Origin of the sequence: Acinetobacter sp. YH12049, from assembly GCF_013419875.1 — a bacterium.
In the GTDB taxonomy this organism is placed as follows: domain Bacteria; phylum Pseudomonadota; class Gammaproteobacteria; order Pseudomonadales; family Moraxellaceae; genus Acinetobacter; species Acinetobacter amyesii.
The window spans coordinates 13,755-27,697 of sequence record NZ_VOZH01000016.1 but is presented as its reverse complement, the minus strand read 5'-3'; the positions used below and the strand labels follow the sequence as shown (position 1 = coordinate 27,697).

Below are 13,943 nucleotides of genomic sequence, written 5' to 3'. Positions count from 1 at the left end.
TAACCTTTATAAAATAACGAAAAAACGTATTTAAAACTCAGGTTAAGCTTGCGGAGGTCTTAGAATTTCTTGCCAAAAGCCTTTTAAATGCTGTCCAGCAAAAATGAAACGAGGGGGTTCTGCATAGTGATGCACATGGAAGGTCTGCAATGCGACCAAGGCGCTATCGACATAAGAGGTACTGATTTGGCAATGTGCGAGTGTACAGTCCTGACAGTCTGTACTTTGTGTTGTTGAATGATGCACCTGACCATCTTGCAGTGCAGATGGCGAATCTAAAGATTGATGACAGTCCATCATTGAAATGACTTCAGGTGTCGTCTGCTTGCCATGATGTGCTGCATGCTCTGGAACAGCTTGCCGCTGATTTTGATGGCAATTTGCTATATTTGAATGTGAAGGATCAGTATGTGCTGCATGAACTGATGCCTGATGGGCATTCGCAGTCATCATTTGTTGATGTTGAAAATTTTGCTGTGCACTGACCACACTGCTCCACCCCATGACAAACGCCATGAGCCAAGCAAAGCCAAGATGCTTACGCAAAAAATTGAACAATTTAGTACCCTAATTCAACCCAATGATGCACTGTGACAATATATCCCTATTAACACATCATATCCCTATTAACACATCTTTAGAAACATCACGCGATCAGTTCAGCTGAAATCCGAATGAAACACCACGATGATATTATTTACGATTCAAATGCAATCACATGACATTCGTATCAACATGACATGCAGCTCGACCGATTTATCCATCATGAACGATACATTCAGAAATATCTAAAAGCATTATCCAGTGCGATCGATGATGTGTTTTGCCAGTCGCAGCTTATCTCAATAGTTGCTAACAGCATAATTAATTGTGCAGTTATTCACAACAGTTTTAAATTTATTGCACTGTCATAAAAATCAGCGCTTATCGTCCAGTTAAAACATAAAAGTTATTTTTTAAACTGATTAATTATTTACCACAGATTAATAAACACACAGTATTTCAAACACTTTGCCCCATATAAAAAGGACTCAATTGAGTCCTTTTTATACTTAATACGTCTAATTATTAAACCATTGATGCACAATCGTTTATAATTTATCCAAGTTATCCATATAGTTATCTACACAGATATCCATACGGTTATCCATATAGTTATCCACAAACGAGGAATAACTTATACCCAAAGGCTTAAGCCTCTTGAGCATGCACTTTTGCCAACTCAGAACGCATGTCATCAATCACAGCTTTATAATCAGGCTTACCAAAAATCGCTGAACCTGCAACAAACATGTCTGCACCGGCTTCAGCAATGTCACGGATATTGGCTGGGGTAACACCACCATCCACTTCTAAGCGAATATCACGGCCTGAAGCATCAATAATTTTTCGTGCTTGACGCAGCTTTTCCAAAGTCATTGGAATGAACTTTTGACCGCCAAAACCTGGGTTCACACTCATCAACAATACTTGGTCAACTTTATCTAAAACATAGTCTAAATAATGCAAAGGTGTCGCAGGGTTAAACACCAAGCCTGCTTGCGCACCACCAGATTTGATTAACTGTAAAGAGCGGTCAATGTGGTCAGTCGCTTCTGGGTGGAAAGTGATGATATCTGCGCCAGCTTCTAAGAAATCACCAATCATACGGTCTACCGGTGAAACCATTAGATGCACATCAATTGGCGCTTTAATGCCGTATTTTTTCAATGCCTTACAAACGCCCGCACCAAAAGTTAAGTTCGGTACATAATGATTATCCATGACATCGAAATGAACAACATCTGCACCGGCTTCTAGAACATTTTCAACTTCTTCACCTAAGCGCGCAAAGTCTGCTGACAAAATTGAAGGTGCGATTAAGAATGGCTTGGACATGAAAAACCTAGCTTTGAAAAGGGAGTGATTGACGCATTATAACAAATTGTCCCCCTATTCGCTGCCCATGCCCTTAGTCGTTTTTTCGATGCCGATGATTGAGATCTCTATAATAAAGAAACCTAGGATTAACTGATATTACGCAGTAACATCAGAAGCGAAATTTGATTCAAATAAAAGAACGATACGCGGTAACGTCATCCGCAATTGTTTGAGACAGCACGACTTCTAATCAAAAATGTTTTTGCAATACTTTAAATAAATAGACGCTAGAAAGCGAGTTTTGCGGTGAGGAGCATTGCTCTGCAAGATGGTTTCCTTGCGAAGCTTCGCTTCTCATTTTGTTTAATGAGAATCATCGTTTCGTAAGAGTACCTCCAGCCGAAGGCTAATCCCTTTATTTAAGCCCTAGATGTAAGACTCCGTCGAATTGACTTAAATATCATTTTAAAAATGCAAAATTATTTTTGCGTGCGTAACATCAGTGATTAATATGGATAAAGATCTCAGTGATAGAAACACAGCGTTGCATTTTTAGACTTAACGGGCATCTATGTACTTTGCTAAGTTAAAGGACTGACGACTTAACAATAAAATTGCATCTATGAAAAGTTCAACACAAATCACCACCGCCCAAGCAGCACGTGTTGCTAAACGCTTAGTCAATCATTGGAAACATAAATTTGAAGTCAATGAACAGATCATTGGAGAAAATACTGCATTCAAGATTCAACTTCCCTCTGCAGAGGTCAGTCTTTTACCACAAGCTGCTTTTTTAGATGTAGTAATTTTAGCCCAAGATCCAAGTGCAAATCTAGATCAATTGGAACATGTTGTATTAGATCATTTGATCCGCATGGGACAAGAAGAACTCAGTGCAACATGGCAACGTGAACTGTAGTCTACGTTGCCATATTGCCAAAGCCTTTCACTCAATGCTGATGTGATTGATAATTTCTAACAGCATCAATACGAGCTTTCGTCGCTGGATGTGACTCAAAGAAGTCTATCCAAGATCTCTGATCTTTGGCAGTTTCATCCTTGGCATCTTTCTCTTTTGCTGTTTCACCATCAGCTTCATCTTCCATACGTTGTAAGAAGTTTGCAAAATGTGCCGTTGGAATTTGATGTTTTGAAAGTTGTTTTAGGGCATATAAATCTGCTTCAGATTCAAAGTCTCGTGAGTAACTCGCACCCACCGCAGCCACCGGCAAACTGGTAAGAATGTCAGAGCCATCCCCTGTAATCATCAACAAAATAATACTGATGCCTAAACCTGACAAACTTTGCTGCAAACTATGGCGTTGAACTAAATGCCCCTGCTCATGTGCAAGCACACCAATTAACTCATAATCATTTTTCGCTAATTTAACCAACTCATCTGTCACGATAATGGTGTTATTGGGTATCGCCAATGCATTTGCACCAATACTGCCACCACCACGGAATAACAACTTCGCAGGTCGATTTTCAGCCACCAATTGTTGATATTCTTGCTTGAACTTCTCTTGGCGTGCTTGTGGCAATTTTGTGGGTTCAGTCATATCGATAATATATTTTTCCGCCTGATCGCCCCAACTCTTTAACGCTGTCTCAGGCAGTTGATTGGCCACCACATGCGACGCCGCAGGTATACCCCATTTAATCAATACAAAAGCAAACGCCACCACGAAAATCACACTAAAAATGATTAGAGAAGGTGACCGTTCTAACTTCCAAATCGAATGCCAACGCGACTTTACGTCGAGATTAAACCACTCTGGCAAAGGTTGATGAAACTCTAAACGAGCATCATCCTTTAACTCAATCACTGGCTGAATATCACCTAAAGCACCGATCAGCGTCATATCTTGATAGGTGTAGTGCTGCGTTTGTTCTAGGTCTTGACCATAACGCACAATCACAGCATGTTCCCCATCTGCACTGATTTGAGCAACAAAGGGTTTTGACACTTTCCCATCATAATAGGTTGCATTCACTACTGATGTTTTCATGTAATTCACCTGCGTTATAAGGAAATATCTAGGTCAAAAATATCGGATAATTCTTCAGCAATCGCATTGTGATCTTGCTGCATTTGATTTTGTAATTGGTCTGGATCATCGACCAACATTAAGTGCAAAGATTCAGTCTGATATTTATATAGTCGTACAACTGCCCATGGTGTCAGTAAACCGAGACTAATCACTTTAGCCAACCAATTGCTCAAGACAATCCATGCATAACGCCATTGATTACAGTCCGTATGAAACTGACTGCGACTCAACGTGGTGTTATTCCAAGTGGTAATAAAAATACGTGCAGCGGTGAGTGGCCAAATAAACATGTAGCCAATCAAATACATACCAAAAATAATGAAGACATAAGATGCGTCATTTAAACCATCTGAGCTACCAAACAATATCGCAAAGATTACTGCCAGCAATGCACTAAAGCCCATAAACAGAAATAAAGGCACATACATGGCGCGCATATAATCGCCCCACGTATTATTCAGATTAAATTTCAACTGCCCCAGATACAAATGATTCAGACATTCACGTTTATATAGCCAGACCGCAACAGGTGTAAACAAACCGAGGGTAAAGACAACCACCGCAAGACATTTGACAAAGCACCAATACGCGCTTTTATTTGTCCCTGAAAAAAAGAATCGGCTATTACTAAACTTACTGTTGCGAGCACGGAAACGAATCGTAGATCGAATGAGCCAAGGAACTGCGAAAAAGATCAGGACAAAGCCCGCTAAGAAAGCTTCCCAAGAATATTTTGCAGCAAAAGAGAAACCACCATAGACCACTAGCGCAATGATGCGTCCAACTAAAATTTTTGTAGGCAAACCAGTAAAGTCAAAACGACGCTGAAATACCCAAGTATTACCGTAAAAATAACGTAAACGGCGAACCTTTGCCCAAGGCGCATAAAGTCCAAGCGTGACAATCGTCAGTAAGATATTCACAATCCAAATACCGAAATATTCAGACGCATTACCTTTAAACCTAAAATGATAATTTCGTCCCAAAACATCAGCCTGTTCTGTCTCACCAAATAGACTCGGTGGATTCATCACGGGCAGCTCTGGCGGAAGCGGCGTTTCCATTTGTGAATTTTGCATAAGTACCCTAAATTATTTTTTTTGGTATGTCGAATTTATTCATTTGCATGGCAATGCTCATCACCATGCTTTATTTATACGTATATCAAAGCAAGCTATGCCTCAATATTTTTAACCACTGGCTTTTAGATTAATGAACTACTGTTTGCAATTGGACAGCGTGAAATTGCAAATGATCGTCCATAAAACTTTGAATAAAATAATAACCATGATCATAGCCTGCATGTTCACGCAGTTCGAGTGGCTGCCCAACTTGCTCACACGCTTGCTTAAACAACATCGGATTTAACTGGCTATAAAATTGATCATCAATGCCTTGGTCAATCAAAATGGCTTTAAACAAAGCCCCTTTAGTTTGCACTAAAGCTGTAGCATCGTGCGGAAGCCACTGCTGACGATCTAAACCTAGATATTGACTAAAGGCTTTTTCGCCCCATGGACACTGACTCGGCGCACAAATCGGTGCAAAAGCAGAAACCGATTTAAACAGGTCAGGATGCTTCAACGCTAAAGTTAATGCACCATGGCCGCCCATACTATGTCCGAATATGCCAATCGCAGCTTTTTGTACCGGAAATTCAGTCTGTACCAGCGAATACAATTCTTCAGTAAGAAAACGTTCCATTTGATAATGCTCGGCCCACGGTTGTTCCGTTGCATTAATATAAAAGCCCGCACCCTGCCCAATATCCCAATGATCGCCTTGCGCTACCTGTTCCCCACGTGGAGAAGTATCAGGGCTGATTAAAATCAGGCCGAGCTGCGCAGCTAAACGCTGTGCATGCGCTTTAATGGCAAAGGTTTCTTCGGTACAGGTTAATCCCGCCAAATAAAACAATGCAGGACACGCTTGGCCTTGTAAGGCTGCTTCTGGCAGAAAAATACCAAACTTTGTCGTGGTCTTTAGACTTGAAGAATCCAATTGATAAATGCGCTGCTCACCCGCAAAACAGGTATTTCGTTGTACTAATTCCATGATCTTTATCCTAAACTTTTTTGATCTTTTAAGGCGTAACCGTCGTAGCCGGTGCAGTAGTTGTCGGCGGGAACAATCGTTGTTCTAATTGAGGCAACATTAATGCCATGTTTTTCCCCATCGACCACTGCGGTTCAGAAGGTTCGAAACCTTGCGCTGCTTCCCATTTCGCAACAGTCGCTTTGGTTTCATTAAATGCCGCTTGAATACTGGTCTGCTCACGCATCGCCTGATCAAAGAACGCACGACCAAAATAGGTGTATTCAGCTTCATTCGAACAGCCAAAAGACTGTCGATCAGCTGCCGATGCAGTAATAATTAAAGTATTATCATTTTGCAGTGCTGGAATAAAACTGCCTGAATAACATGAAGAAATCACAATCACACGCCAACGAATTCCGGAGGCATCCAAAGCTTCTTTTAACCATTTAGGATCGACTTGCGCCAAATCCAAAGGTGCATTTTCCATTTCAAAGACATTAGGTAAACCGTGTGAGGTCATATATAAAAATAAGACGTCACTTTCTCGGTTCATCTGTTGACCAATACGACGCAGCGCCAACTCCATACTGGTTTTAGATGCCAGCGGAATTTCAGTACGCGTTGCGGGGTTATTGATAAGCTCAACCGAACGCCCATAGGTGCCAAAACGTGTATCAAACTGTTCTTTAATCCGTTCAATTTCCAGTTTAAAGACATCTTGATAACTCGCACCCGCCACCCCTAAGAAGTACCAATGGGATTGGGCAAATTCACCATATTCCACTGCATCTAAGGATTTATTGAGCAAACGGCTTTGTGCATAGAAGGCATCTTCAGCAAAGCTTGGTGGAACTTCTTCCACTTTCCAAATCGGCTGATCTTTGACTGAGACTTGCCACACGACTAAAGTAAATAGCGTCGCACCCATAATCAGTGCCCGCTCCCACCATGGCCATTTCAACTCACGTGAAAATACCCAAACGACAGCCAAACTTTGCCAAACAAATAGAATAATGAATAACGTTGGAATGTAGTCATATAGGAAGTATGGGAGAAAATCGAGATCTCCCATATATTGAATCAAACATTGAAATAACATGATGTGCGTATCAAGCACCAACCAGAGCAATGCTGGGACCAACATTAACCGTGGATTATTCACACGTTGTGACAGGAAAATCCCCACGATTAAAGCAATAAATGGCCACAATGCATAGCTAATGAGACCTTGGGCATTAAATTCGCCAATACGTCCCGTGCTGAGCCAACTAAATAAACTGTTGGCACAACCACCTAAAATCCCCCAAAACACCAATTGTAAAATCGATGGTCGAACGATTTGTAAAGAACGACGAGACCCCAAAAATAACCACATCCCCGCAGTTTGGTTGCTTTTAAAATCATGCCAAAAATTGATGGAGGGTTTGAAATCAATCATAGAGTTCTGATGGTGGCCTTGGCTCGCTTAATTGCACAAATAATTTTATGCCTGATGTCGTTTTTAGCAATGCTATTTTTTAACTATATAACAAATCTTTGAACAATATTGAAGCAAATATCATTTTAAGTCACAAGATCATGTTGGAAATATGCATCAAAGCGACAAGCATCACCTTGCCACTGATGTTGTGGCTCTTGATTCGCTAAAAAAACCGCCAATCGTGGACGTTTAACCACGACACGTTTAGCAATTTTTTGTGCTAAATCCAGTAAATTATCACCTAAATCCATCTCACCATCTTCAGGTAACAGCAAATGCAGTAATTGCATTTGTTTTTTGACCTGAGCTTGCTTTTTGACGGCTTGCTGGTTTTGATCTCGCTGCGGAAACATCGGATCGAGATAAACCACGTCAAAGATTTGATTGGTCGTCGACAAATGTTTCAAATAATCTGCCGAATCTGAAAAGACCAATTCAATTCGAGCTACAACCGAACTTAAAAACGCATCTTGCTGCGCACGTTGATGTGAGTCTTCCAATAGGGTAAATAAAATTGGATGACGTTCCACAAGGGTCACATGCGCACCCAAATGGGCCATCAATAAACTATCATGCCCTAGCCCTGCGGTTGCATCTACAAGCTGTGGTTTTTCAGCCAAATTACACGCACGTGCAATCATCTCAGACTTTAAGGATGCTCGCTTTAAACGCCCCACTTCTGCTTTCCAATCGGGTTGCATCTTCATGCCATTGGCCGCTAACCACAAACCATCTGCATCGACACACAAACTGAGTTCAGAGTTTAAACGTAAAAAACGCGCGTTTAATTTTTCAATCAATTCAATATTTACAGATACACCACGTGAAGAAAGCACAGCAGAATACTGCTGTGCTTTCTCATGACACTCTTGTTCTGTGTATAAGCGGATTTCGCTTACCATAATTTCCAGCCTGTAAATGCGAACAATAAAATCAATAAACCTGAAACAATTCGATACCACGCAAAAATCATGAAATCACGTTTTGCCACATAAGCGACAAGCGCACGAATTAAAATCAATGCAGAGACAAATGAAACGATTAAACCAACGGCGATCACAGTCCAATCTTGAGTGCCTTGAAATACATCATAGCTTTGATATAAATCCAGCAAACCTGCACCGACAATAACCGGAATACCCAAAAAGAATGAAAACTCAGTGGCTGCTTTACGAGAAACCCCTAAGAACATGGCACCAATAATAGTCGCACCTGAACGTGAAGTCCCTGGAATTAAAGACAAAACTTGAATTAAACCAATCCAAATCGCATCTTTAATGGTTAAATCTTCTACTTCTTTGGCACGCACTTGCGGTGGATTTTTTTCGATCCAAATAATGATCAAACCACCGATAATCAACCCCATAGCAATCGCAATGTTATTGAACAGCAGCTCTTTCACCGTCTGACCAAACGTCAAACCAATCAATACGATTGGAATCGAAGCGAGAATTAAGCCAAAACCTAAACGGCGACCTTTTTCTTCACCAGTCACCATACCGGTTGCTGCGCCCCACAGGCGGCCCCAGTATTCATAAATCACCGCCGCAATCGCACCCATTTGAATTGCGATCACGAAAACATCACTTTTTTCTTTGGTCCAAAAGTTCATTAATTCTGAAGCCAGAATTAAATGCCCTGTACTTGAAATCGGTAAAAATTCGGTAATACCTTCAACAATACCCATGATTGCCGCTTTGAGCAGCAGTAGAAGATCCATATATAACCCTAATTATGGCTTGCCTTGTTCTGAAATTTTCTTCCAGGCGTTATCTCGTAAATATACGGGCAATGCAAGTTCAGCACTCACCCATGCTTTTCTTTGCGCCGCTTCGCGGGCAATAGTAGCAATATCTTGTGCTGTTGCACTTAAGTCTTTGTATTGTGTTTGTTCTGATTGAATGAGCTCACTACCAGAACCCACGACAGTAAATTTGATCTGTGGTGTGGCATCGGCGTAGCTTAATAATTGTTCTTCATCAACAGCCTGCATAATGCCATTGGCATCGAGTTGATAGCTGGCGATGTACACTTCTTGCATGCGTGCATCAAGGACTGCCGTTACTTGGGTCAAACCATGTACACGATGCGCCGCTTGAGCCAAAGCTTGCAAAGTCGATACTGGAACAACAGGTACGTCATTGGCCCATGCCAAGGCTTGTGTTACCGCTGCATTAATACGAACACCACTAAATGAGCCAGGCCCACGACTAAAGGCAATCGCAGTTAAATTCGCTAACTCAATAGCAGTTTGATTAAGCCCTTGCTCAATCATTGGGAGAATGGTTTGCGTCTGCGCTTTTGCCCGTAAATCGAGTTGAAAATAAAGCTCTTGAGTTTCATCTACAATCGAGACGGAACACTGCTCATTGGCAGTTTCCAATGCCAGTAATTTCATGCGCAACCTTAATTAAAGTTAATCTTAAAAAACGTTGAATATGATACTCCACTCCATCGCAGTTCGCGAGATTTTCCACCTCAGACACAGCGCTTTCTGCATTTAATCCATAAAAAAGCCTCGACAAACTTCGAGGCTTTTTTGCTTGCCATGTATAGCGCTCTAAAGTTCAGCGACTTCGAGTTGAGTAAAATGTTTAAAATGAGCGGCATAGTGCATGGCACTCATTTTTAGACGTGCTTCCGCTTGTTCATCTAAAGTCTTAACAACCTTACCCGGTGAACCCATCACAACAGAATTATCCGGAATCACCTTCCCTTCTGGAATTAAAGCATTCGCACCAATGATGCAATTTTTACCAATCACGGCATGATTTAGGACCACGGCATTGATTCCAATCAGACTATTATCACCTACGGTACATCCGTGTAGCATGGCTTGATGCCCAATCGTGACATAATCGCCAATGGTCATTTCAATGCCTGCATCGGTATGCAACACCGCATTTTCTTGTACATTGGTAAAATCACCCAGTTTGATACGACTGTTGTCCCCTCGAATGACGGCTCCGAACCAGACACTCACTTCTCGGCCTAATTCAACTTGCCCAATGACCGTTGCATTTTCTGCAACCCAACCATCCCAAGGTTGATGCGTGGCTTTCGGGCTATATCCTTGAAATTTGTACAACATGATCAAACATCCTATTTTGACTTTCTAAAAATGATTTATGGCTCACGGCCCAAATGAAATGAAGGAGAATTTAATAAAAAAGGCCATTCTTTTTGATAATTCAAACCATATTGAAATAAGGAAATCAACATCCGTGCAGTCAAGCCCCATACGATTTCGTTTTCGATTCTTAAACTGGGAAAATAAAGCGATTGCTGGGCAAAACGAACTTCATATGGCGTTGGCGGTGTTTCTAAAAGCTGTCTTAATGATGCAAAAAAAATACGGTCAATTTCAGTGGGTTGAGGTATCAAATTTACATCAGGCGGGATCAACCCCACGATCGGTTTAACCAACATCCCATTCCGTGCTTTTTGCATTGGCAAATCACCCAAAAGTTGCACATCAAATGGATTTAGAGCGGTTTCTTCTTGGGCTTCTCTTAACGCCACCACGATATTACTGGTGTCTTGGGCATCACGTTTGCCACCGGGAAAGGACACTTCACCGGCATGATTATTCATATAGAGTGAGCGGCGGGTCAATAAAATACGTGGACTATCTTCTTGGGTAATCGCAATCAATACAGCAGCATGCGCGGGTTGAATACGCTTAGAAAAACGTAAACTTTGCTGCAATCGCTGAGTCAATAAACCCTCATCCATCCACATTACATCCTTATAATTATCTTATTTTCATCATAGCTGAATTTCGGCCAAGCTGGTTAGAAATGATGCCAAAGTTTTATTTTTAAGTTATTCTGACGGTTCACACAATCCATGACGATGAATATGAACTTTTGCTCAAACTGCGGACAAAAAACAAAAGAAGCGATCCCGCTTGGAGATCATCAGATACGCCGTATTTGTACCGCATGTGGGTTTATTCATTATGTGAATCCTAAAGTTATTTGTGGTGCTTTAGCCGTTTGGGACAATCAAGTTTTACTTTGCCGTCGTGCGATTGAGCCACGTTATGGGCTATGGACATTACCCGCTGGCTATATGGAACTCTATGAGACAATGGAGCAAGGTGCAGCGCGTGAAACTCGCGAAGAAGCCGAAGCAGAAGTCAACATTGAGCAACTATATTGCATGTATAACATTCCCCGTATTGGGCAAATTTATGCCTTGTTCAAATCTGAACTAATCAATGGTGAATTTGGTGCGGGTGATGAAACCATTGAATCACGATTGTTTAGTGAAGAAGATATTCCTTGGGATGATTTAGCCTTTCCAAGTGTGGAAAGAACGCTGCGGCATTATTTTGCTGATCGCAAAACAGGTCAGTTTGAAATGCATCTCGAAACCCTTGGTACGCGACTCGATCACACTGGTTAATTTGCTGCTCTCAATATTAAAAAAGCCCATCACTGATGGGCTTTTTTATTTTACTCATATTTGACGATTATTTTGCCTTGATGGTGTAACAAGGGGCTAAATCTAAGGAAATATCACCGCCACTTAACTTCGCCGTTTGAGCAGCTGCAGTATCATTTGGATTTTTTAAGCTATAAATATAACTAAAGCTGGCCAAACTATTCCCCCATTTCACCACTTTATTATCCGAATCTGTCAAAGCAACGCCAGAGGGACGTGTGCCTGCATTGGCATTGATCATATTGTGTAACTGCACTAAAGCACCGCCCACAACCATTGAGGTGTCCGCTGAAGTTTTCACACTTGAGTTCATTCCAATTAACGCACCATCAAGCGTGTGGAAATATGGATCAGCTAAAATCATACGAATCGAAATGGTATTGGGATTAATATTCCCTTCAGGCGTAAAGGTACGGGTTGTCGTTCCGATACGGTATTGCTGTACACCTTTGTCATCTTTCATTAACAGTGGATCGAGCACATCTTTTCCACTACAGCCTTCCGTCGCGTGTGTAGACAAATCGACAATTTGACTATCTTGACGAGTAAATACATCATCTGGCACGCCAGATTTTATATTTGTGCGAATATCACCATTACGGTCAATCACCACACCCAATTTCACTGTTTTGATCGAGGGATCGGTAAATTTAAAGGTTAAATCTGCATATAACGGGAAGATATAATTTTGTCCAGCAGCAACATTTTCAACAGACTTAAAGACTTTTTTGTCTAAATACGACAGCGGATAAAGCTTGTATAAATCCATCGTGCCTTTAAATTGCACTTGGTTAATGTTTTGCTCCCAAAGACCTAATTTTTTCTTATCATCGGCCGTCAGAACATAATCATCTTTTTTAGCCATTAACGTTTTATATAAACTTCCACCTGTACCGACCACCATTTTGTCGGCAAGTAGCGTCCCTTGTTTAATAATCAAAGGGCCAGAGTTGGCTTCTTCTGCATCAAAACGGAAACCCAGAATGCCAGGTTTATCAATTTGCTTGGTAAGCGGATCGATCCAATTGTCCTGTGGCGTTGCTGTTAAACGTGTTGGTCGAACCTGCGTCAAGAGCAAGACATTCACACCACCAATGGTACTCAACTGTTGATCAACTTTGCCCTTCCACTGTAAACCACTACCAAAGGTCATACCTTGGCGGTCCGTCATTAACATGAAATGACCAAATAAATTGATTTTTGAACTATCGGTCGGCAAACATTCATTTTTGTCACAGCCCACCAGTCCATTTGAACCACTGGCATTGGTAATCACGCCATCAGTTGAAAATAACGCAAACTCAGGCTGATATACCGCAGCCGTTGAGATATTCATGAGTTTTGAAACTAAGGTAAATGCATTTTCATTGCTGACTTCGGACAGGTCTAGCCAAGGTGTAAACAGGTCATTAAATTCCGTATCTGAACTGATACTGAAATCTGCTGTCGCGACATTCCGCGTGATTTGATCAATCAAAACTTTATCTGCATTGTTGATATAAACCGCTTGGATGTCTGTAGCTGTAACTGCACTATTATTTTTCAATGCCAAGGCTTGAATGATTTTGGCTAAACGCATGGCCACTTTAACCGTTGCGTCGCTATTTGAAATCGTTGCAGCAGGTTTACCCGCGATGCCGGCAGCCAAATCCAATAAGGTCAAACGTGGGGGTGTCGTGCCACTGGCTACATTTGAAATTTGCTTCAAATCCACTTTACCCAAATCAATTCGACGTGATTTTTCACCTTGGACAAAGAAAGTTACCGTATCGCCAATCTTACAAGCACCTGTCGAAACACCCTCTTTTAGATCAAACAAGGTAATATAGGTATTTTTAACGTCGCTCGAACAATTAAAGTTCAGACCTTCAATTGGATAATCTAAAACAAACTCGACACAGCCTTCGGTATTACTTTTACAAGTACCATTAGTCGTACTGGTATCATAAATTTCAGGATTCACATTTGCACTTTCACCGCCACAGCCACTGAGCGCTGCAACCAATGCCGTTAAAGCAAACGGTAATAAAATTTTATTTTTCATCCTAATTCTCTTTCTTATG

Annotated in this window: 14 protein-coding genes; 2 read left to right on the top strand and 12 right to left on the bottom strand. The window is 41.3% G+C overall.

Annotation, left to right across the window (positions count from 1 at the left end; all coding sequences use genetic code 11):
• Positions 1 to 42: 42 nt before the first annotated feature.
• On the bottom strand, positions 43 to 558 hold the full coding sequence (locus FTU05_RS08785; RefSeq protein WP_180078278.1) for a hypothetical protein: 516 nt from the start codon (positions 556 to 558) through the stop codon (positions 43 to 45).
• A 633-nt stretch (positions 559 to 1,191) separates the two neighbouring features.
• Positions 1,192 to 1,878 carry a ribulose-phosphate 3-epimerase gene (rpe, locus tag FTU05_RS08780; RefSeq protein WP_078192356.1) on the bottom strand — a complete coding sequence of 229 codons (687 nt, stop codon included), beginning with the start codon at positions 1,876 to 1,878 and terminating at the stop codon, positions 1,192 to 1,194.
• A gap of 604 nt (positions 1,879 to 2,482) precedes the next feature.
• On the opposite strand from rpe, the gene FTU05_RS08775 reads away from it, so the two are divergent.
• On the top strand, positions 2,483 to 2,779 hold the full coding sequence (locus FTU05_RS08775) for a DUF2218 domain-containing protein (protein ID WP_180165005.1): 297 nt from the start codon (positions 2,483 to 2,485) through the stop codon (positions 2,777 to 2,779).
• A 31-nt stretch (positions 2,780 to 2,810) separates the two neighbouring features.
• Here the strand turns inward: FTU05_RS08775 and FTU05_RS08770 are convergent, their stop codons facing one another.
• The 9 genes from FTU05_RS08770 to FTU05_RS08730 all read right to left on the bottom strand — a co-directional run bounded on the left by FTU05_RS08770 (position 2,811) and on the right by FTU05_RS08730 (position 11,166).
• Positions 2,811 to 3,872, bottom strand: a complete 1,062-nt coding sequence (locus FTU05_RS08770) for a M48 family metallopeptidase (RefSeq protein ID WP_180165003.1) — start codon at positions 3,870 to 3,872, stop codon at positions 2,811 to 2,813.
• A 14-nt stretch (positions 3,873 to 3,886) separates the two neighbouring features.
• Positions 3,887 to 4,993, bottom strand: coding sequence for a YjgN family protein (locus FTU05_RS08765; RefSeq protein WP_180165001.1), 1,107 nt, complete (start codon positions 4,991 to 4,993; stop codon positions 3,887 to 3,889).
• A gap of 130 nt (positions 4,994 to 5,123) precedes the next feature.
• Positions 5,124 to 5,969 (bottom strand): S-formylglutathione hydrolase, encoded by an 846-nt coding sequence (gene fghA / locus FTU05_RS08760; protein ID WP_180164999.1) that lies wholly within the window; start codon positions 5,967 to 5,969, stop codon positions 5,124 to 5,126.
• Positions 5,970 to 5,997: 28 nt separating this feature from the next.
• Positions 5,998 to 7,389, bottom strand: coding sequence for a C13 family peptidase (locus FTU05_RS08755; protein ID WP_078192361.1), 1,392 nt, complete (start codon positions 7,387 to 7,389; stop codon positions 5,998 to 6,000).
• Between the two features lie 125 nt (positions 7,390 to 7,514).
• On the bottom strand, positions 7,515 to 8,333 hold the full coding sequence (locus tag FTU05_RS08750) for a class I SAM-dependent methyltransferase (protein WP_218953316.1): 819 nt from the start codon (positions 8,331 to 8,333) through the stop codon (positions 7,515 to 7,517).
• Positions 8,327 to 9,151, bottom strand: a complete 825-nt coding sequence (locus FTU05_RS08745) for an undecaprenyl-diphosphate phosphatase (protein ID WP_078191179.1) — start codon at positions 9,149 to 9,151, stop codon at positions 8,327 to 8,329. Before FTU05_RS08745 ends, FTU05_RS08750 begins: the two co-directional genes overlap by 7 nt.
• Before the next feature lie 12 nt (positions 9,152 to 9,163).
• Complete coding sequence (gene tsaB / locus FTU05_RS08740; protein ID WP_180164997.1) at positions 9,164 to 9,829, bottom strand: tRNA (adenosine(37)-N6)-threonylcarbamoyltransferase complex dimerization subunit type 1 TsaB; 666 nt, start codon at positions 9,827 to 9,829, stop codon at positions 9,164 to 9,166.
• Between the two features lie 162 nt (positions 9,830 to 9,991).
• A complete protein-coding gene (locus FTU05_RS08735) occupies positions 9,992 to 10,522 on the bottom strand; it encodes a gamma carbonic anhydrase family protein (RefSeq protein ID WP_078191181.1) in 531 nt (176 codons plus the stop codon).
• A gap of 35 nt (positions 10,523 to 10,557) precedes the next feature.
• A complete protein-coding gene (locus tag FTU05_RS08730; RefSeq protein ID WP_180008588.1) occupies positions 10,558 to 11,166 on the bottom strand; it encodes a CoA pyrophosphatase in 609 nt (202 codons plus the stop codon).
• 126 nt (positions 11,167 to 11,292) lie between these two features.
• On the opposite strand from FTU05_RS08730, the gene FTU05_RS08725 reads away from it, so the two are divergent.
• Positions 11,293 to 11,841: an NUDIX hydrolase gene (locus tag FTU05_RS08725; protein ID WP_078192366.1), complete on the top strand. Its 549-nt coding sequence runs from the start codon at positions 11,293 to 11,295 to the stop codon at positions 11,839 to 11,841.
• Positions 11,842 to 11,908: 67 nt separating this feature from the next.
• On the opposite strand, the gene FTU05_RS08720 is transcribed toward FTU05_RS08725, so the two are convergent.
• On the bottom strand, positions 11,909 to 13,924 hold the full coding sequence (locus tag FTU05_RS08720; RefSeq protein ID WP_180164994.1) for a hypothetical protein: 2,016 nt from the start codon (positions 13,922 to 13,924) through the stop codon (positions 11,909 to 11,911).
• Positions 13,925 to 13,943 lie beyond the last annotated feature (19 nt).

Coding starts and splice junctions, on each gene's coding strand:
- rpe (WP_078192356.1), bottom strand. CDS start 1,878: ATGTCCAAGCCATTCTTAATCGCACCTTCAATTTTGTCAGCAGACTTT.
- FTU05_RS08775 (WP_180165005.1), top strand. CDS start 2,483: ATGAAAAGTTCAACACAAATCACCACCGCCCAAGCAGCACGTGTTGCT.
- FTU05_RS08770 (WP_180165003.1), bottom strand. CDS start 3,872: ATGAAAACATCAGTAGTGAATGCAACCTATTATGATGGGAAAGTGTCA.
- FTU05_RS08765 (WP_180165001.1), bottom strand. CDS start 4,993: ATGCAAAATTCACAAATGGAAACGCCGCTTCCGCCAGAGCTGCCCGTG.
- fghA (WP_180164999.1), bottom strand. CDS start 5,969: ATGGAATTAGTACAACGAAATACCTGTTTTGCGGGTGAGCAGCGCATT.
- FTU05_RS08755 (WP_078192361.1), bottom strand. CDS start 7,389: ATGATTGATTTCAAACCCTCCATCAATTTTTGGCATGATTTTAAAAGC.
- FTU05_RS08750 (WP_218953316.1), bottom strand. CDS start 8,333: ATGGTAAGCGAAATCCGCTTATACACAGAACAAGAGTGTCATGAGAAA.
- FTU05_RS08745 (WP_078191179.1), bottom strand. CDS start 9,151: ATGGATCTTCTACTGCTGCTCAAAGCGGCAATCATGGGTATTGTTGAA.
- tsaB (WP_180164997.1), bottom strand. CDS start 9,829: ATGAAATTACTGGCATTGGAAACTGCCAATGAGCAGTGTTCCGTCTCG.
- FTU05_RS08735 (WP_078191181.1), bottom strand. CDS start 10,522: ATGTTGTACAAATTTCAAGGATATAGCCCGAAAGCCACGCATCAACCT.
- FTU05_RS08730 (WP_180008588.1), bottom strand. CDS start 11,166: ATGGATGAGGGTTTATTGACTCAGCGATTGCAGCAAAGTTTACGTTTT.
- FTU05_RS08725 (WP_078192366.1), top strand. CDS start 11,293: ATGAACTTTTGCTCAAACTGCGGACAAAAAACAAAAGAAGCGATCCCG.
- FTU05_RS08720 (WP_180164994.1), bottom strand. CDS start 13,924: ATGAAAAATAAAATTTTATTACCGTTTGCTTTAACGGCATTGGTTGCA.